Below are 18,671 nucleotides of genomic sequence, written 5' to 3'. Positions count from 1 at the left end.
AAAATCGGTTTCGGTGAACCGGATTACTCTTCTTCCTCTTCGCCAAGGCTCTGTGACGGACCGCCCGAGAAGACGAACTCGTGTTCGGCTTCGGTCTCGAAGCGGTTCAGGATGTCACCGAGTGGCTTCGCGTAGCGTTTGAGCTGTTCGGCTCGCGAAGACACTTCGTTGAGCTCTGCGGCCTGCTCTTCGGCCGCCCCAGCGACGGTCTGGGTTTCGGCCATCATCTGGTCGCTCGTTTCGGCGGCCGACTGTAGCGTCGTCGCCACGGTCCGGAACCGTTCAAGCGAGTCGCCCAGATCGATGTCCGGATTGTCCGCTTCCAGTTCTTCGAGCGTGTCAACGAGGGTGTCGAGGTCCTCCGAGATGGTCGCGAGGCGGTCCTTCTGGTCGTAGGCATCGTCGGAGATCTTCTGCGTCGATTCGGCGACCTGCTCGGACGCGTCACGAACGGACTCCGCACTCGACAGAACGACATCTCCGGATTCCGCGACTTCGTCGGCGAAGCTGTTGAGCTGACCAATCGTCTTTTCGAGTTCGTCAACCATGCCGTTGAACTCGCTGGCGATACGGTCCATCGACTCGTTCTCGCCGTCGGTTGCCATCCGCTCGGTGAGGTTTCCAGCGGCTGTCTCCTCCATCACGTCGGAGAATTCTTCGGCCTTCTTCTGGAGGTATTTGTTGACTTCAAGGGCTTCGGCCCGGGAAACCTCCGCCTCTTTCTGTGCACGCTCGGCCTCGTTGATCTGTTGTTTGAGCGCGTCGCGCATATCAGCGAACCCGCTGTACAGGCGGCCGATATTGTCGATACGACTGGTGGCGATCTCGACGTCGAGGTTCCCCTGTCGCATCTGGTCCGTTTTTCGGGTCAGGCGGTCGATTGACGTTGCCGTGTTGTACCCGAGTATCGCACCGACACCCGCGATGAGCAACACCATCAGTGCCGTGCCGATAAGTCCGTACTGCTGGACGTTCTGGACGAAGCCAAAGACCGCGGAGTTGGGTGCGTGTACGAGAACGACCCAGTCAGTGCCCTGAATCGGTGCATAGCCGACAGTGTAGCGCTCGTTGAGTACGTCAGTCGCCGGCATGTTAGCGGTGACGCCGGATTGCGGTTCCGAGGACCGAAGATTGTTCGCCTTACCGATTGGTTCGGTGGCTTGGTTGTTTTCGCTGTACGACTGCAGCATGTTTTCGCCGAGGCCGCGGCTCCCGTCTCTAGGTTCGTCGACCATGACGATCGCCGATCCGTTGACGACCTGCGTGAATCCGCCTTCGGCCCTGTTGTTCCCCTGAAGCGAGTTCGCGATTTCGTCAAGCGAGTACTCGATGAGGATATACCGGTTCTGGGAGGCATCGACTGGACTGGCGAAGCCGACGACCGAGCCGGAGTTCGTCTGGTACACGTCGGAGACAACGACATCGCTTGCCGTTTCGAAGTTCGCACCGGTAAGCCAGGCCCTGCTCGTCGATTCGAGCGGTGAGTTAGTCAGCACCTGTGAGTTAGATGTGCTGGCGACAACCTGGGATTGGCCGGCATTCTGTTCGACCAGATGGATGTCGGCAGCATCTGCGGACAAGGCGGCTTTCCGATTGTTAAGTTCGATATTGATATCGTCGGTATTACTACTGGCCCAGATGTCGTCGGAAGAGACGAACTGGGTCGATAGCCGGTTTCGGTCAACCCACTGTGACAGGATATCAGCCTCCTGTGCGGCGGCGTTTTCGTAGTCGCTCAGAACCTGTTGTTCCGTGTAGTTCTTGACTTGCTCTGTCGCAGCAAGGCCGATGAGCCCAACCGATAGCGCCATAACGAAGAGGACAATACCGAATTTGAGTGCGAAGTTTCGCCGGATAAAATCCGGGACGACTGTCGCCAGAATCCCACCTGAGGCGTTCGAATCGTTCTCTGAACTGTCTGGTATCTGTGTATCTCCTGAACTCATACTTAGCTCCCTCCAAGCGAGCAGTTAGCCGCTGGACCGCTATCGCAGGCGTACTGTACATCCGCTGGCTCCCCAACTAGGCCGTAGTAGCTGCCATAGGACTGCCGTACCTCTGGCTTTCCTCTCACAACCGGCACTTGACGCATCGCCTGGTGATCACACGCTCGGAGCGTCTGCGGTCCAAGACCGGCGTCGTACTCGTGCCCTTCGAGCGCCCCGATGACATCGATCGGATTGAACGTTCCCGCCCGCTCGACTGCGCTGGCGTATTGTAACGTTTGCGTGTATGCGATGTGGGCTGCTCCTGATGGGGACGCCGATTTCGAGGCCCCCGTCGAATTACCGTACTCTTCACGGAACGTCTCTCGGAAAGTATTCGACAGCGGCGAGTTGATCTCCGGACTCCAGGCGACCGTTCCGATAACACCCTCTATCGCATCGCCTGCGGTCTGAGCAATATCTCTCGAGGCTACCGGAAGGACGATATTTGACTCCGGGAACTCCTCCCGGAACGCTCTGAGTGCGTTTACTGCGTCGAGGCCCCCGAGACCGAGCACGACCACGTCGAAATCAACCGACTCGAGGTCTTTTGCGTACTGAGAGTAGTCGGTCGTCCCGACCTGTGCAGTCGTGTCCCAAACAGGAGCCCAGCCGAGATTTCCGAGGACTGTATCCATATCATCCCGGAGCGTCCGTCCCCACTCGTTGTCCTGGGAGATTTTGACGTAATTGACGTCGTCTCCGAACTCGTCACTGAGGGCCGGGGCCAGCGCTTCGGCCGCCATGCGGTTGTTGAACATCTCGCGGAAGGAGTATCGGTTGCAGTCGGCACCCGTCAGCGAGTTCGCGTTAGCCATCGTCGCCATATACACGACCTGATTCTGTGCGGCAACCTCCTGGTTGGCCAGGCCGGAACTGCTGGACGTGCCACCAGCAAGCATAATGGCCTCCTCACTATCGACAAGGCGCTGTGCGTTACTCCGGGCGGTATCTGAATTACCACCCGTGTCTTCGACAACGAACTCGACATCCGTATTCAGAAGCCCGTCACCGTCCAAGGGCGAGTTGTACTTCTCGCTCGTTACCCATCCACCACCGTTGTTGATGTGCTTGACTGCGAGTTTGAAACCTCGTAGCTCCTGCTTGCCGGCCGTTGAGTACGCCCCCGAGGAAGCGACGTTGAAACCGAACGTCACCGAATCCCCGGACACCGGAAAGTTTCCAACTGGAGTTGGGGTCGGCGTCCCGTCCCCATCTGTCACACCCTCGCTGCCACCACAGCCCGCAAGTCCGGCCAGTCCGGCCGCACCAATCGAACGGAGTAGGTTCCGCCTAAAGACCGACGGTCCACCTCCATCTCTCCCTGAATCCATACTGGCGTGTCTAAATTACTATAGCACATAAACTTTTGGAGAAAACTTATACTGTCCATACTCTATGACGAAAAATACGAGCTAACGCCCTTCGCTCCAGTAGGGTGTGATTAACGGGGCCATTAGACGACTGGTTCTCCGGGATTTATACCAAGCCAGTGAGCAACGTCGGATATGACGGAGTTAGTTACGTTCGGTGAGACAATGTTGCGGTTGTCGCCGCCTGACGACGAGCGACTGGAGACCGCAGACCAGTACACCGTCAGGGCTGCTGGTGCGGAATCAAACGTCGCGGTCGCTGCGCAACGGCTTGGACTCGATGCATTGTGGGCCTCAAAGCTCCCCGACTCACCGGTCGGTCGCCGAGTTACGGGAGAACTCAAACACCATGGCGTATCGGTCGATGTCGCCTGGGACGACTCGGACAGCGCCCGACAGGGAACCTACTATCTGGAGCAGGGTAGTCCACCGCGGGGCAACGACGTTATTTACGATCGACAGAGCGCCAGTGTCACGACCGCCACACCGACGGAGCTTCCGACGGAGACCATCGCGGACGCTGCGGGATTCCACACTTCCGGTATCACACCGGCGCTCTCGGAGACGCTCGAATCAACCACTGCTGACCTCCTCTCGCTCGCACAGGACGCGGGCACGACCACGAGCTTCGACCTGAACTACCGCTCGAAGCTCTGGACGCCGGCGAAAGCCCGCTCGGTCCTGACCGAGCTATTCCCGTCTGTCGACGTACTCGTCGTCGCCGAACGCGACGCAAACGTCGTGTTGGACAGGACCGGCGACGCGGAAACGATTGCTCGGGACCTCGCCGCCGAGTACGGGTTCGAAGCGACAGTGATCACCCGCGGCAGCGACGGAGCGCTCGCGCTCGCCGACGGGACTGTAACGGAGCAACCGACGTTCGAGTCGACCGACGCGCATCCGGTCGGGACCGGAGACTCCTTCGTCGGCGGCTTCCTCTCGCAGTATCTCTCCGGTGGCAGCGTCGCGGACGGGCTCGCCTGGGGTGCTGCGACGGCTGCACTCAAACGGACGATCCCGGGCGATATTGCTGTCGTGTCACCCGACGAGATCCGTTCGATTCTCAGCGGCGACACGGAAGCGATTTCGCGGTAGCTACGCCGTCCAGCAAGCTTCTTATCCCTTCGCGGGGAACGGCAGGGTATGATTAACTATGAACGCTGTAAACTGTGGCTCCCCGGAGACGGAGGTCACAATGCGTAGCGCAAAGATCGTCTGTACGCTCGGTCCCGCGTCGGACTCGGTCGACGACATCGCGTCGCTTGCAAAGGCCGGTATGTCCGTCGCCAGACTGAACGCCAGTCACGGCTCGCCGGAACACCGCCGTGAAATGATCGACCGCATCCGTGAGGTAGACGAGGCGGTCGAAGAGCCGGTCGCGGCCATGCTCGATATGCCGGGGCCAGAAGTCCGGACTGCGGAGATCGACGCGCCGATTCAGCTCACAGAGGGGTCCACCATCCGGTACGTCGTCGGTGACGACGCGACGCCCGAGGAGGTCGGCCTCTCGCAGTCGATTACGGCAGTCGAGCCGGGCGACCGCGTGCTGCTTGATGACGGCCGCATCGAGACCACCGTGGAGCGCGTCGAGGACGACACAGTGTTTGCGACCGTCGAGAACGGCGGCGAGCTGGCCGCCCGCAAGGGCGTCAACGTTCCCGGCGTCGAACTCGACCTGCCGACCATCACGGAGAACGACAGGCAAGAACTCGACGTGGCCGCCGAGAAGGAGCCCGATTTCGTGGCCGCGTCGTTCGTCCGCGACGGCGAGGACATCTACGAGATCAGCCAAGCGCTCGAAGAGCGCGGCGTCGACATCCCGATCATCGCCAAGATCGAACGGGCCGGGGCCGTCGAGAATCTCGATTCGATCATCGACGAGGCCTACGGCGTGATGGTCGCCCGCGGTGACCTCGGCGTGGAGTGCCCGCTCGAAGACGTGCCGATCATTCAAAAGCGCATCATCCGTCGGTGTCACGAGGCCGGCGTCCCGGTCATCACGGCAACCGAGATGCTTGACTCGATGGTCCACTCCCGGCGGCCGACACGCGCGGAAGCCTCCGACGTGGCTAATGCCGTGCTCGACGGAACTGACGCAGTGATGCTCTCGGGCGAGACGGCGATCGGTGACCACCCGACTCGCGTCGTCGAGACGATGGATCGGATCATCCGCGATGTCGAGGGCAGCGAGGAGTACGCTGAGTCCCGCGAACAGCGCGTGCCAAACGCCGGTGACACCCGGACAGACGCGCTCGCGCGCTCCGGGCGGTTCCTTGCCCGCGACATCGGGGCGTCGGCGATTGTCGCCGCGTCCGAGTCCGGCTACACCGCCCTGAAATCGGCGAAGTACCGCCCCTCGATCCCAATCGTCGCGTCGACGCCGAGCGAGCGCGTCCGCCGGAAGCTCGCGCTTTCGTGGGGCATCACGCCCGTAACGACCGAGTACACCACTGAAGGGGCCGACGCCGTCATCCAGACGGCAGTGCAGGCAGCCCTCGACACCGAAGCCGCGGACAGCGGTGACACGGTCGTCGTTCTCTCCGGGATGATGACTGAACTGGAGGGGATGAACACGGCGAATATGCTGAAAGTCCACGTCGCGGCCGAAACGGTCGCCAGCGGTCGGTCCATCGTCGACGGCCTGGTGACTGGCCCCGTCCATCGGATTTCGACGGCCCCGCCCCGGGAGTCGCCAGGCGACCTCTCGAACGTCCCCGATGGGGCGATACTGGCGGTTCCGGAAGGGTTCGACGGCGAGTTCGTCGGCGACACCAGCCGTATCGGTGGCATCATCGACGGTCACGAGGGCGTCACGAGCTACGCAGCTATCGTCGCCCGCGAGCTTTCGATTCCGATGATCTCGAACGCGGACCTGCCTGATGCTGTTTCCGACGGGTCGACCGTCACATTGGATTCCGAGCGCGGCGTCGTCTACGAGGAGTCCGTTGGACGAGAGGACATCTCAGGGAGAGAACGAGACTACTGACCGCAGTAGAATCTGTGTAGTTAAGTATCGGTGGGGCAACCCTTCGACCAGCATGGGCGCTTACGCAGGGGTCGACCTCGGAGCGACACATATTCGCGCTGTCATCGGTGACGAGACAGGCTCGATACTCTCGTCACACAAAACTGAAACACCACGTGGACCGGCGGGTATTGCGGTCACGGAGGCGGTCCTCGACGCGATCCGGCAGGCCTGTGACGCCGCCGACATCGCCCCCACAGACGTGGTTGCCGCCGGTATCGGCTCCTTCGGCCCGATGGATCTGGCCGAAGGCGTCGTGGAAAACCCAGCGAACCTTCCCGACACCATCGACCGGATTCCGCTGACTGGGCCGGTCGAAAATCTCATCGGCAGCGAGCGGGTGTCGTTGCACAACGACGCCAACGCCGGGGTCATCGGCGAGCGGTTCTACTCGGACCGGAGCCCCGATGACATGGTGTATCTCACTATCTCATCCGGAGTCGGCGCCGGGGTCGCCGTTGACGGAAATATCCTGTCAGGCTGGGACGGCAACGCCGGCGAAGTCGGGCATCTGACCATCGATCCGCACGGGTTCATGACCTGTGGCTGTGGGCACGACGGCCACTGGGAGGCATATTGCTCGGGCGAGAACATTCCCCGATATGCCACACAGCTGCACCGAGAGGACCCCGTCGAGACGGCGCTCCCAATCGAGACTGAGGAGTTTTCGGCGGCAGATATCTTCGAATATGCTGGGGAAGACGAGTTCGCGTCACACGTCCTCGATCAGATCTGTCACTGGAACGCGATCGGCGTCGCGAACATCGTGCACGCATACGCGCCACTCGTCGTTTATGTCGGTGGGGCCGTTGCACTCAACAACCCCGAGCAGGTGCTAAATCCGATCCGCGACCGGCTCGATGACATGGTGATGTCGAACATCCCGGACATCCAGTTGACGCAGTTCGGCGACGACGTCGTGGTTCGCGGCGCACTGGCGTCCGCGCTGACTGGCGGCACAGGTGACCCGTCACAGCGCGTCTGAAAAACGTCGACCTGACCGCGGAACGTCGGGCTACTGTTGCAGGTCGTACAGCCGCCGGAAGGCCGTCGGCGGGAACCGCGGCTCGACACGACTCGGCGGGCGTCCCTGACCGTTGGTGGCCGTCGCCTCGACACGTTCGACGACACCGGACTCGGCCATCTCGTAGAGAAAACGCTTGACGGTCCCGGCCGAGAGATCGACTGATTGTGCCGACGCAATCGCCTCCGTCGTTGCCGTTACCGAGGAGCGTTCGCTCTCCTCTAAGTCGATGAGTTCCCTGAGAACGCTCTGTCGGTTCGTCGGCAGAGAGAGGACGACGCCTAACGAAACACAGGGGTCGGGCACCTCCGCGATGGCCGCGTCGACGTTAGCCTGTGTGATTCGGTCCTGACCCCGTTCCTCGGCCAGTTCTGCAGCGATAAACAGTGCGGCAAGGGCATCGTGGGCGTTTCCATCCGCCCAGTCGGCGATATGCCTCGCCTGACTGTGATCAAGTCCCTGCTGGGCCAGCCCGTTCGAGGTTCTGGTCATCAACACGTCGACGAGCATCTGCCGCTGATAGCGGTCGATACTGATCGACTCGGCGGTGTACCGCGTCAGTTCAGTCGTCGACGGGTCGTCGCGACCGATTGCGAGCCAGCTAACGTTGCTCGGTAAGCCAGCAAACAGGTCAACGAGGGCCGGGGCCTGGATGCTCTCCGGTTCGCTGATGTGGTCGACTGCAATGACGATGCCTGTGCGTTGTTCTCGGACCAGGTCATGAAGCCGCGACTTGAGCGTCTCCGTCCCGATCCCATGCTCCGGCACCGAGTCGTCAACGAGTGCGTCCAGAACCGCGTGGTAGAACGCGAACTCGCTTGCGGTCTCTCTGGCGTTCACGTAGACGAACGACGGAGAGGTCGGTGGCTGTGCACGGGTCGTCGTGTGGATGATCGCCTGTTGTTCCGTCGGGAGCTGTTCTAAATTGGCGAAAAGCGCCGTGATAACTGCGGACTTCCCTGAACCACAGGGGCCGTACACGTACGCGTTCGGCGGCAGCTGCCCGTCGAACACCGGATCAAGGTGGTCAAGAAGCCGTTCAAGCACCGGACCGCGGTCAGCCGGCTCCTCTATGTGGACGACCGGTGAGATCGACTCGTAATCCTGAATGAGCCGTGGCTCACCGTTCCGGCGTTGTCGACGCTTGATTCTCGCTTCGATGTCCATGCTTGGAAATTAGATCGTGTGTATATTCGATTGGACCTGTAAATAAAAAGCCGTATGAGTTCTTACGGCAGGGGGATAGCGGCGGACGTCGTGAACACTCCAGCCAGTGCCAGAATGCCCAGGATGAGGGTCGTCGTAATGATCGATGCGGCTGGCGGGTCAAAGTGCGTGTCCGAGTGCGCGTAGAAGATGCGCTGGTAGACCTCACCGAACAGCGCACCCAGGATACCGAAGAACGCGCCTAGGCCGAGCGCGACTAGGACACTCGCTCCGTCCGTCATCGCCATGCTGGCGACGAACGTCGCCGGGAGCGTCATGTGGTGTGTGACCGGGAATTTCTCCACGCCGAGGTTCAGGAACAGCAGACTCGCTGCTGAGATACCGAACGGGAGGAAGAGGCTCCCGGTCTTCGCGAAGATGTACGCACCGAGGATGCCGGTGATGAGCCCGAGCATTGCGACGTGGGTCCACTTGTACTGGTGTGGCAGCCACGGCTCGACAGCCGGTCGTTCGGCGGCCATTCCACCATCCGTTGCGACTTCTTCACTATTGCTCGACCGCATCTTTCCGCTCTCGAACGGCGACATATCAAGCAGGCCACTTCCGCGGGCACGGCCGATAACCGGGTAGCCAAAGACCAGACGGGCGATAACAGCCGTCAGGATGACACCTGCTGCAGGCGGGTCAATCGGAATCCCAAGTCCACCGGACGTCTGCCGGATTGCCATACCCAGGATACCGAAGACCCCACCGACAGCAAGGACATCCGGTCGAGTACCGAGGGCGTAGGCGATGTCCTTCGCTGGGTGGTAGTCACCGTCGTCCGGCTCGTACATACCGTCATATTTCGCGGCGTACGCGGCTGCTGCCACACCACCAGCGAAGGCAACGTGCGGTCCGAACACGGGACCGAAGGCCAGCGGGCCGACGATGCCGGCTCCGTACCCACCGGCGGCACCTGCAATGACGTCAGGAGAACCGCCAACGAACGACTCTGAGACGACGTTGCCGGCTTCTCCAATCAGCACCATGAAGCCGGTGAAACAGAACGCCGGGAGTGCACCGATAGATGCCCCGAACGCGCCGCCCGCGAACGCCGCGATGGCGAGGACGAGCATATCAACCGCCGTGAGTCCGAATGCGATTGCCATCTGTTATTCCTCCTGTGCCCAGTCGCGGGAACGGTCGACGGCGTCGTCCCAGCGATCGTACATCTTGTCTGCCTTCTCGGCGTCCATCTCCGGTGAGAACTCTTTGTCGACCTGCCAGTTGTCCCGGAGTTCGTCGACGGTGTCCCAGTACCCGACGGCGAGGCCGGCCGCATAGGCCGAGCCCAGCGCGGTGGTCTCGTCGACCTGCGGTCGAGCGATGTCGGTCTGGATGATGTCCGACTGGAGCTGACAGAGGAAGTTGTTCTTGACTGCGCCACCGTCGACTCGCAGCGTCGTCATCTCGACACCGGAGTCTTCCTCCATCGCCTCCGCGAGGTCGCGGGTCTGGTACGCGATGGATTCCAGGGTCGCACGCACGATGTGCTCTTTTCGCGTTCCGCGAGTCATACCGACAATCGTCCCACGGGCGCGGCCGTCCCAGTGCGGAGCGCCGAGACCCGTAAAGGCCGGCACCATGTAGACACCGTCGGTTGATTCAACCGAGCGGGCCAGTTCCGCCGTCTGGGCGGCGTTGTTGATGAGGTCGACGTCTTCGAGCCATTCGATGGCCGCGCCGGCGATGAAGATAGAGCCTTCCAGCGCGTACTGGACGGGCTCACCGGACATCTGGAAGCCGACGGTCGTCAGCAGACCGTTATCCGAGGCGACTGCTTCGGAGCCGGTGTTCATCAGGTAGAACGCGCCGGTACCGTAGGTGTTCTTCGCATCACCCTTATCGAAGCAGGTCTGGCCGAACATTGCGGCCTGCTGGTCGCCCAGCGCACCCGCAACGGGGACTTCCTCTTCGAGGAAGCCGTCCGCGTCGGTGTGTCCGTACAGGCTCTCATCGGAGGACGGACGGACTTCCGGAACCATGGACTCCGGAACGCCGAACTCTTCGAGGAGCTCGTCGTCCCACTCCATGTCGTGAATGTTGTACAGCATCGTCCGTGATGCGTTCGAGACGTCCGTGATGTGGTTGCCGGTGAGCTTGTAGATGAGCCACGCGTCGATGGTCCCCATCAGGAGTTCACCGTCTTCGGCCCGCTCGCGGAGGTCAGCACCGCGCGAGCTCTGCATCTTGAGCGGTTCCGCGTTGTCGAGAATCCATTCGGTCTTGGTCGCCGAGAAGTAGGCGTCACATTCCAGCCCGGTCTTCCCCCGGATCCACTCGACCTTGTCCTCTTCCTGGATCTCTTCGACGCGGTCGGTGGTTCGGCGGTCCTGCCAGACCAGCGCGTTGTGGACCGGTTTGCCGGTCTCCTTGTCCCAGACGATCGTCGTCTCACGCTGGTTCGTGATGCCGAGTGCCTCAAGCTGTTCGGCACCGACGCCTGCGTCAGCGAGCCCCTGCGTGACGACTTCCTGCGTGTTCTCCCAGATTTCGACGGGGTCGTGTTCGACCCAGCCGGGCTCCGGATAGATCTGTTCGTGCTTCTCGTAGGCGTTCGCAACGACCTGACCGCTATGGTCGAATACCATGAAGCGGGTCCCGGTCGTTCCCTGGTCGATCGCGCCAACGTATGTGTCTGCCATTGTTGTGTTCTCCGTGGTGGAGGTAGCTTATTTATGAAAGCTACCACCTTGACAGTAAACAACATAGTGAACCATTATAAAGATTACTAATGGTGATGTTTGGCTAGTAAAGAAAGGAGGGGACGGCGCTATCGGTCGGAATCGTACCGCTCAAGCTGCTTTGTGACCTGTGTGTCGAGTCGATCAAGTGCGGCCGGGACCGAATCGGGCCCATCCATACTGTCGACTGCGTCTTCGATGATCGTTCGCACCGTATCGAACAGACCGATCTGTGCGCCCCGTGTCGCCGTGGTATCGCGTGTGTCTATGAGCTGGTCGAACGCCGTCCTGTAATGTGGGTTCTGTTCGAACCAGTCCACCGACCGGAGCTGTGGAATCGCATCGGCGTGGACTGGGAAGTATCCGGTTTCCTGGTGCCAGCGGCGCTGCTGGGCCGGTTCGGTGAGCCAGGTGAGGAATTCGCCGACAGCGTCGTGTACGGCCTCGGAAACGGCATCGCCGACCCAGAGGGATGCGCCGCCGACGAGTACGCCGGTCCGGTCGTTGAGCACGGGGAACCGGCCGGTCCCGACATCGAAATCGGCACTGCTTTCGATGCTGTTCAGCGACGATGTCGAGCCGATCAGCATCGCGGCGTTCTCCTCAGCGAAATGGGTTCGAGCCGCCCCTCTGGCCTCAATACCGGGGTCGTGGTACAGGCCGTCCGCTTCGAGGCCCTGCCACCAGTCGAATAAGTTGTGGGCGAACTCGCCATCGAGATAGCTCTCCGTCGGTGCCCCGGACCGCCCGTTGTTCTTGTCTACGAGGAGTTGGTCGGCCTCGGCAAACCACTGCTCGACGAACCATGAGTAGTTCGCGAATGTGATACCGGTATCCACGCCGCCCCTGTTGACGAGCTGCGCAGCCGCGCTCCGAACGTCAGCGAGAGTTTCTGGCGGCGAATCAGGGTCAAGTCCAGCCTGTTTGAACGCATCGCGGTTGTACGCCATCACTGGATTCGACGCGTTGAACGGCAGCGAGTGGAGCGTCCCGTCGAACCGGTAGTAGTTCGTGACCGGGTCAAGCAGCGAGTCGATATGGGTTGCGGGGAGGAGTTCCTCGACGGGCGTAAAGTGTCCACTGTCGCGCGCACGCGTAGTGCCGATCTCGAAGATCTGTGCGATCGCGGGCGGGTCGCCGTTTTCGGCGGCGTTCAACGTTGCATCGAGGGTCCCGCGGTAGCTCCCTTTCGACCGCAGTGTGAGATTGATACCCTCGGTCTGTGATTCGAACTCGCGGACGAGTTCTTCAAGGAGTAACGCTTTCTCACCGCCCATTGCGTGCCAGAACTCGACGACGGTTCCGTCCGTGTTCGCCGCCGCCGAACCGGTCGCAAGTTCGAAAGAATCCATCGACGCGTCCAGTGATTCGGCCCGCTCGGTGAGCGTCGAGACCCGCGTCGAAACCTCCGCGAGTTCCGTCGTCTGGTCCGCTGCGGCGTCGGCGGCGATAGCCGCCTCTTCGGCTGTCCGGGCGCTGATGTCCTCGACGTCGTCGACCATCGACACGACTTCTTGCGTGGAATCGGCCTGCGTATCCGTCGCATCGTCGATCTCCTGGACGCTCGAATCGACCTCTTCGACCATCGACACGACAGAATCCAGTTCGTCGAGCGCGCTGGCGACTGACGAGCGGGTGTCTTCGACACTCTCCCGCGTATCGTACATCTCCGAAACCGTCGTGTCGGCCTGTTCGTGGACCTCCTGAATGGAGGCTGCGATCTCGTCGGTCGCCTCCTTCGTCTCGGTCGCGAGCGATTTGACCTCCTCGGCCACGACGGCGAACCCGTCGCCGGATTCGCCTGCTCGGGCCGCTTCGATGTTGGCGTTCAGTGCCAGCATATTGGTCTGGTCCGCGACATCCGTGATGAAACCCACAATCTCCTCGATGTCCGACAGCAGGTCGTTCAGCCGCTCAACCTTGTCGACGGTCGCTTCGGCGTTGTCGGTCAATCGGTCGAGCGTCGTCATCGCCGAAGACGCCGACTCCAGTGCGGATTCGCCTCGAACGCTGGCTTCGCCCGACGTGTCCGCGACCTCGTTTGCGGCGCTCGCTATCTCCTCTATCGTCGCCGAGAGGTTCCGCATCTCGTCGGAGATCGACTGTATCTCGTCGCGTTGCTCGTCCGAACCGGTCGAAATCTCCCCGACAGCGCCGCTCACGTCCCGACTGGCGGACTTGACCGACCCGAGGCGGGTGTCGACCTGTTCCGTCGCGGCGGTCACCTGGTCGCTGAACGATGCCATCCGGTCGACAGTGTCGGTCCATTCCCGGAGCAGTTCACCGTATGCGTCGTACAGCGGCTCAGCTGCCTCCGCTGGTGGCTGCCCCGGTTTCGCAGTGAGGTCGCCGTCGGCGTTCGCCCTAGCAACAGAAGTGAGACGGTCGACAGCGGTTTCGAGCGCTTCACGTTCCGCCCGCTCCTGTTCGAGTTCCGCCGCCAGTTGTTCACATCGTGCTTCCAGCTCCGCCTGTTCAGGGTCGTTTTCGGTCTCTGTGTCCTTCTGGAGGGCTCCTGCCGACGGCGGCTCAGTCTCCAATTCGTTTCCATCCCGTCCCTCTGTGACGCCGCCGTCGGTACGTTCTCCATCAGGCGGGTCGTCTTCTGCATCAAGTGGGTTCCATTTACTCATTGTCACTCCCGTTGGCCGAACGGCCAACACGTTCTCGGGAATAGTCCAGTATCAAAATATATAATAGTTACTGTCGAAACGGTAGGAGTGATAACCAGTGTTTGGGCACAGAGGAGTGCCAAGATCACTGTCTTGAATCTATAGAAATTGAAGATATGTGACTATTGATTGTATATAACAAAGTATGTGCAATCCCCTCTCTCAATAGTTAGTGAGACTTGTATGCTAACATCCCACAAGTAACAGTACGGGTTTGAGCTATCCCTCATGATTACTTAGAAAATTTACTACCCAAACACCAGCAACGGTAAAGTGAAGTGTGTGCGCTCCAAAATCACGGAAAGATAGATGGGACCGACACCACACATCGCCGTCATCGGTGGCGGCTCGACTGGGGCGGGCATCGCGCGGGACCTCGCGATGCGCGGGCTTGACGTGACCCTCGTAGAACAGGGAAATCTGACCCACGGGACCACCGGTCGAATGCACGGGCTACTCCATAGCGGCGGGCGGTACGCCGTTTCGGATCAGGCCAGTGCGACCGAGTGTATCGAGGAAAACCGAGTTTTGCGTGATATCGCAAGCCACTGTGTCGAAATGACCGGTGGCCTGTTCGTCAAGCGTCCTGAGGACTCTGAGGAGTATTTCCAGAAGAAGCTCAACGGCTGTGAGGAATGCGGTATTCCCGCCGAGGTCGTCTCGGGCGAGGAGGCACGCGCGATGGAACCACACCTGGCGAAGGACATCGACAAGGCCATCAGCGTTCCTGACGGGGCTATCGATCCGTTCCGACTGGTCGTCGCGAACGCCGCGAGCGCACAGGAACACGGCGCACGCATCGAGACCCACTCGAAGGTCACCGACCTCATCGTCGAGAGCGGCGAAGTAGTCGGCATCGAAGTCGAACACGACTCCGGTCCCGGAAAGCGGGTCCACGGCACCGAAGGCGGAACCGAGGAAATCCGCGCCGATTACGTCGTGAACGCGACGGGAGCCTGGGCCGGTCGCATCGGCGACATGGCCGGGCTGGACATCGAAGTTCGCCCCTCGAAGGGTGTCATGACCATCATGAACATCCGTCAGGTCGATACAGTCATCAACCGCTGTCGTCCCAAGGGCGACGCCGACATCGTCGTGCCCCACGAGACGACTGCGATTCTGGGCACGACCGACGAGGAGGTTGAAGACCCCGAGGACTACCCCGAGGAGCAGTGGGAGGTCGACATGATGATCGACACCCTCTCGGAGCTGATTCCGATGCTTGACGAAGCCCGGACCATCCGCTCATTCTGGGGCGTCCGTCCGCTGTACGAACCACCGGACGTCGGCAGTGACGACCCGACGGACATCACGCGGGATTTCTTCCTGCTTGACCACGACGAGCGCGACGACCTGCCCGGCATGACCAGCATCGTCGGCGGGAAGTTCACTACCTACCGGATGATGGGCGAACAGATCGCCGACCACGTCTGCGGGAAGTTCGGCATCGACGCTGACTGCCGGACCGCCGACGAGCCACTGCCGGGCAGCGAGGACTTCTCGGTGCTCCGGGACTACATGGACGAGTTCGGGCTCCGGTCGCCGATCGGCCGCCGGAGTGTCGAGCGACTCGGTTCCCGGGCCGACGACGTGCTCAAAACCGACGGGCCGAACCCGACCGTCTGCGAATGCGAGGGCGTCACCCGCGCCGAGATTCAGGACGCTATCGAGGGGTCGGGCTCGGACCTCAACGCCGTCCGTATCCGTACCCGGGCGTCGATGGGCAACTGTCAGGGCGGCTTCTGCTCGCACCGGATGGCGAGCGAACTCCACTCGGAGTACGACGAGCCGGTCGTCCGCGAGGCCTGGGACGAACTGCTCCAGGAACGCTGGAAGGGGCAGCGCCACGCCCTCTGGGGCGAACAGCTCTCTCAGGCGGCACTGAACTACGCACTGCACGCCACCACACAGAACCGCGATCAGGACCCGGCGGACGGCAAACCGGTCGACTTCTCGGCGTTCGATTCGGGCCGCGGACAAACAGGCGGCAGCGTCGACAGCGCGGACGTGGCCGCCGATGGAGGGACAGATGGCTATTGAGTCTGAGGTACTCGTTATCGGCGGCGGTCTCGGTGGGCTGACCAGTGCGCTGGCGGCCGCCCGCGAGGGAGCGGACGTGCGACTGGTCTCCTACAAACAGAGCACACTTCGACAGGCGTCGGGTCTGGTGGACGTGCTCGGCTACACGCCGGACGGCGACGGCCCGCTGACCGACCCGTACGAGGCGATTCCGTCGCTGCCGGAGACTCATCCGTACCGAAAGGTAGGCGTCCAGACGGTGCGGGACGCACTGTCGCTGTTCGACGATGCGGTTCCGACCTACGAAGGTGAGCACACGGACACGAACGCGCTCCTGCCGACCCATGGCGGGAGTATCAAACCGACCGCCCGCTACCCGGCTGGAGCCAGCGCCGGCCTGGCCAGCGACACCCGCGACACGCTGCTGGTCGGCATCGAGGAGATGGTCGACTTCGACGCGCCCCACGTCGCTGCCCATCTCGACGCGACGGGCGTGCCATTCGACGTGCGTGGCGAGACAATCCGATTCCCCGGGGACCTGCGCGCAGACGCGAAGGTCACACGGTACGCCAAACTGCTCGATACCAACAGCGAGGTGGCAGTTCGCGGGCGAATGGTTCCGGCCCGCGAGGCGCTGGCCCAGCGCGTGAACCCGCTGCTGGAGGATGAAGAGCGGGTCGGCTTCCCGGCGGTTCTCGGCGACGACAACCCCGGCGCGATCCGCGACACACTGAGCGACCACCTCGGCGTCGACGTGTTCGAGGTCCCGATGGGGCCGCCGTCGCTGCCCGGCCTCCGTCTCGAAGACGCGCTGTTTTCGGCGCTGGACGAGGCCGGAGCCAGCATCGAGACCGGTAACCCTGTCGTCGATTTCGATGGCGAGGACCGTATCGAGAAGGTATTTATCGAGAAGAACGGCGCGAAGATACCCAACAGCGCCGACCAGTACGTCCTCGCGACCGGCGGCTTCGTCGGAAAGGGCGTCGAGTCCGACCGCGATGGGGTGTACGAACCGGTGTTCGACTGCCACGTCCCCCACGCCGCGGACCGCTACGACTGGTTCGAGGGCGAACTGTTCGGCGACCACGAGTTCGCTCGCTACGGCGTGGCGACCGACGGCGACCTTCGACCCCTCGATGCGAGCGAGCACAACGAGTTCGAGAACCTGCGCGCTGCCGGCTCGGTGCTTGGCGGCTATGACTTCGCCGCCGAGAAATCCGGTAGCGGGGTCTCGATCGCAACAGGCTACGCGGCGGGCCAGCGCGCCGCACAGGAGGCACGATGAGTGACGCTGAAACCCCACCAGAGACAGAGTTTGACCCGGTAGCACCGAACACAGGCGAGGAGTTCGAACCAGTTGATGTCTTCCCCGACAGCGACGACTTCGACCTCCGGCCCGGCGCGGACTCCTGTTACAAATGCTCGACCTGCGACACGAACTGCCCCGTCGCGGAGGTCGACGACGACTTCCCCGGCCCGAAGTTCCAGGGCCCCGAACAGTGGCGGCTCAAGCAGTCCGACGACGACCACGAGATCGACGACTCGGTGATGGACTGCTCGAACTGCATGCGCTGTGACAACGCCTGTCCGTCGGGTGTCCCGCTCAGCCAGATGCACAACACCGCCCGCGGGGAGTACGTCAGCGAACAGATGGACAAGCTCTCCGTCGAGTACATCCGCAACCGCATCCTCGCGAACTACCGAACCTCCGCGTTCTTGGCGAGCAAGGTTCCCCGACTCGCGAACTTCGCCATGAACTTCGGGCCGGCCCGCTGGGTCATGGAGAAGACGCTCGGCGTTACCAGCGAGCGTGACTTCCCTGCCTTCGCAAAACAGACCTTCCGCGATTGGTGGGCCGACCGCGGCGGTCAGGTCCAGTCACGGGAGAACGCGAAGGCGGCACGAAAACGGCGTGGGCTCCCCGAGGACGCCGACAAGAAGGTGGCGTACTTCCACGGCTGTTACTCCAACTACAACACGCCGGAGGTCGGCAAGGCGATGGTCCGGGTGTACGAGGAGTTCGGCTACGAGGTCGTCGCGCCCGAACAGAAGTGCTCTGGAACGCCGATGTTCGCCAACGGGATGCTCGACGACGCCCGCCGCCACGCCGAGACGAACGTCTCGTCGATGTCCGAACTCGTCGACGAGGGATACCACGCCATTGCCTCCTGTACCTCGTGTTCGATGGCGCTCCGACAGGAGTACCCCGAACTGTTCGATATCGACGGCATCGACAAGGTCGCCGAGAACACCTTCGAGGCCGTCGAGTACCTCCGCATCCACGAAGACCTCAAAGGCGAAGTGCAGGCGGCCGACGTGGACGGTGACCTCGCCGAGGAGTTCGCCTACCACGCTCCGTGTCACTCACGGAATCAGGGGCTGGACCGCCAAGCCGTCGAACTGTTCCGTGACCTCGACGGCGCCGAAGTCGAGGACGTCGGCGACTCCTGTTCCGGCATCTCGGGGACCTACGGCTGGAAAGAGGAGAAATACGAGAAGTCGATGGAGATCGGCGAGGAGATGTTCGAGCACATGGAACACGCCGAAGGCGAAACCGGCATGACCGAGTGCCCGACCTGCGCGATGCAGATGGAACACGGGAGCGGCTACGAGATCCGACATCCGCTCGAACTCCTCGAAGCCGCGCTGGTAGAGTAACTGGAAAAACTCGTTTTCTGCG

The 18,671-nt window shown here is 61.8% G+C and carries 12 protein-coding genes; 6 read left to right on the top strand and 6 right to left on the bottom strand.

The annotated features are described in order from the left end of the window. Window positions 1-23: 23 nt before the first annotated feature. Both AV059_RS16885 and AV059_RS16880 read right to left on the bottom strand, forming a co-directional pair. A complete protein-coding gene (locus AV059_RS16885; protein ID WP_058996305.1) occupies window positions 24-1,946 on the bottom strand; it encodes a HAMP domain-containing protein in 1,923 nt (640 codons plus the stop codon). A 2-nt stretch (window positions 1,947-1,948) separates the two neighbouring features. Continuing rightward, complete coding sequence (locus AV059_RS16880; RefSeq protein WP_058997664.1) at window positions 1,949-3,157, bottom strand: ABC transporter substrate-binding protein; 1,209 nt, start codon at window positions 3,155-3,157, stop codon at window positions 1,949-1,951. A 336-nt stretch (window positions 3,158-3,493) separates the two neighbouring features. Between AV059_RS16880 and kdgK1 the strand changes: the two genes are divergently transcribed. From kdgK1 to AV059_RS16865, 3 genes are all read left to right on the top strand, one after another. Then, complete coding sequence (kdgK1, locus tag AV059_RS16875; RefSeq protein WP_058996304.1) at window positions 3,494-4,453, top strand: bifunctional 2-dehydro-3-deoxygluconokinase/2-dehydro-3-deoxygalactonokinase; 960 nt, start codon at window positions 3,494-3,496, stop codon at window positions 4,451-4,453. 100 nt (window positions 4,454-4,553) lie between these two features. Next, the gene (gene pyk, locus AV059_RS16870) at window positions 4,554-6,344 is read left to right on the top strand and encodes a pyruvate kinase (protein ID WP_058997662.1); all 1,791 of its coding nucleotides are present in this window, start codon (window positions 4,554-4,556) and stop codon (window positions 6,342-6,344) included. Window positions 6,345-6,396: 52 nt separating this feature from the next. Continuing rightward, window positions 6,397-7,368, top strand: a complete 972-nt coding sequence (locus AV059_RS16865) for an ROK family protein (RefSeq protein WP_058996302.1) — start codon at window positions 6,397-6,399, stop codon at window positions 7,366-7,368. A gap of 30 nt (window positions 7,369-7,398) precedes the next feature. Here AV059_RS16865 and AV059_RS16860 read toward each other — a convergent pair whose 3' ends face one another. From AV059_RS16860 to AV059_RS16845, 4 genes are all read right to left on the bottom strand, one after another. Continuing rightward, entirely contained in the window at window positions 7,399-8,574 is a 1,176-nt protein-coding gene (locus AV059_RS16860; protein ID WP_058996300.1) for a Cdc6/Cdc18 family protein, read from the bottom strand. Window positions 8,575-8,636: 62 nt separating this feature from the next. Next, window positions 8,637-9,725, bottom strand: coding sequence for a hypothetical protein (locus AV059_RS16855; RefSeq protein WP_058996297.1), 1,089 nt, complete (start codon window positions 9,723-9,725; stop codon window positions 8,637-8,639). A 3-nt stretch (window positions 9,726-9,728) separates the two neighbouring features. After that, window positions 9,729-11,261: a glycerol kinase GlpK gene (gene glpK, locus AV059_RS16850; protein WP_058996295.1), complete on the bottom strand. Its 1,533-nt coding sequence runs from the start codon at window positions 11,259-11,261 to the stop codon at window positions 9,729-9,731. A 128-nt stretch (window positions 11,262-11,389) separates the two neighbouring features. Further along, entirely contained in the window at window positions 11,390-13,933 is a 2,544-nt protein-coding gene (locus AV059_RS16845; protein WP_058996293.1) for an extracellular solute-binding protein, read from the bottom strand. A 348-nt stretch (window positions 13,934-14,281) separates the two neighbouring features. Between AV059_RS16845 and glpA the strand changes: the two genes are divergently transcribed. From glpA to AV059_RS16830, 3 genes are read left to right on the top strand one after another with little or no spacing between them, the layout of a single operon-like run. Then, window positions 14,282-16,012, top strand: a complete 1,731-nt coding sequence (gene glpA / locus AV059_RS16840) for an anaerobic glycerol-3-phosphate dehydrogenase subunit GlpA (protein ID WP_058996291.1) — start codon at window positions 14,282-14,284, stop codon at window positions 16,010-16,012. Continuing rightward, complete coding sequence (gene glpB / locus AV059_RS16835) at window positions 16,002-17,276, top strand: glycerol-3-phosphate dehydrogenase subunit GlpB (RefSeq protein WP_058997661.1); 1,275 nt, start codon at window positions 16,002-16,004, stop codon at window positions 17,274-17,276. Before glpA ends, glpB begins: the two co-directional genes overlap by 11 nt. Further along, window positions 17,273-18,649 (top strand): anaerobic glycerol-3-phosphate dehydrogenase subunit C, encoded by a 1,377-nt coding sequence (locus tag AV059_RS16830; protein ID WP_058996289.1) that lies wholly within the window; start codon window positions 17,273-17,275, stop codon window positions 18,647-18,649. Before glpB ends, AV059_RS16830 begins: the two co-directional genes overlap by 4 nt. Window positions 18,650-18,671 lie beyond the last annotated feature (22 nt).

It is taken from the genome of Haloarcula sp. CBA1127 (assembly GCF_001485575.1).
Lineage (GTDB): Archaea > Halobacteriota > Halobacteria > Halobacteriales > Haloarculaceae > Haloarcula.
This window is presented reverse-complemented; position numbering and strand designations above follow the sequence as displayed.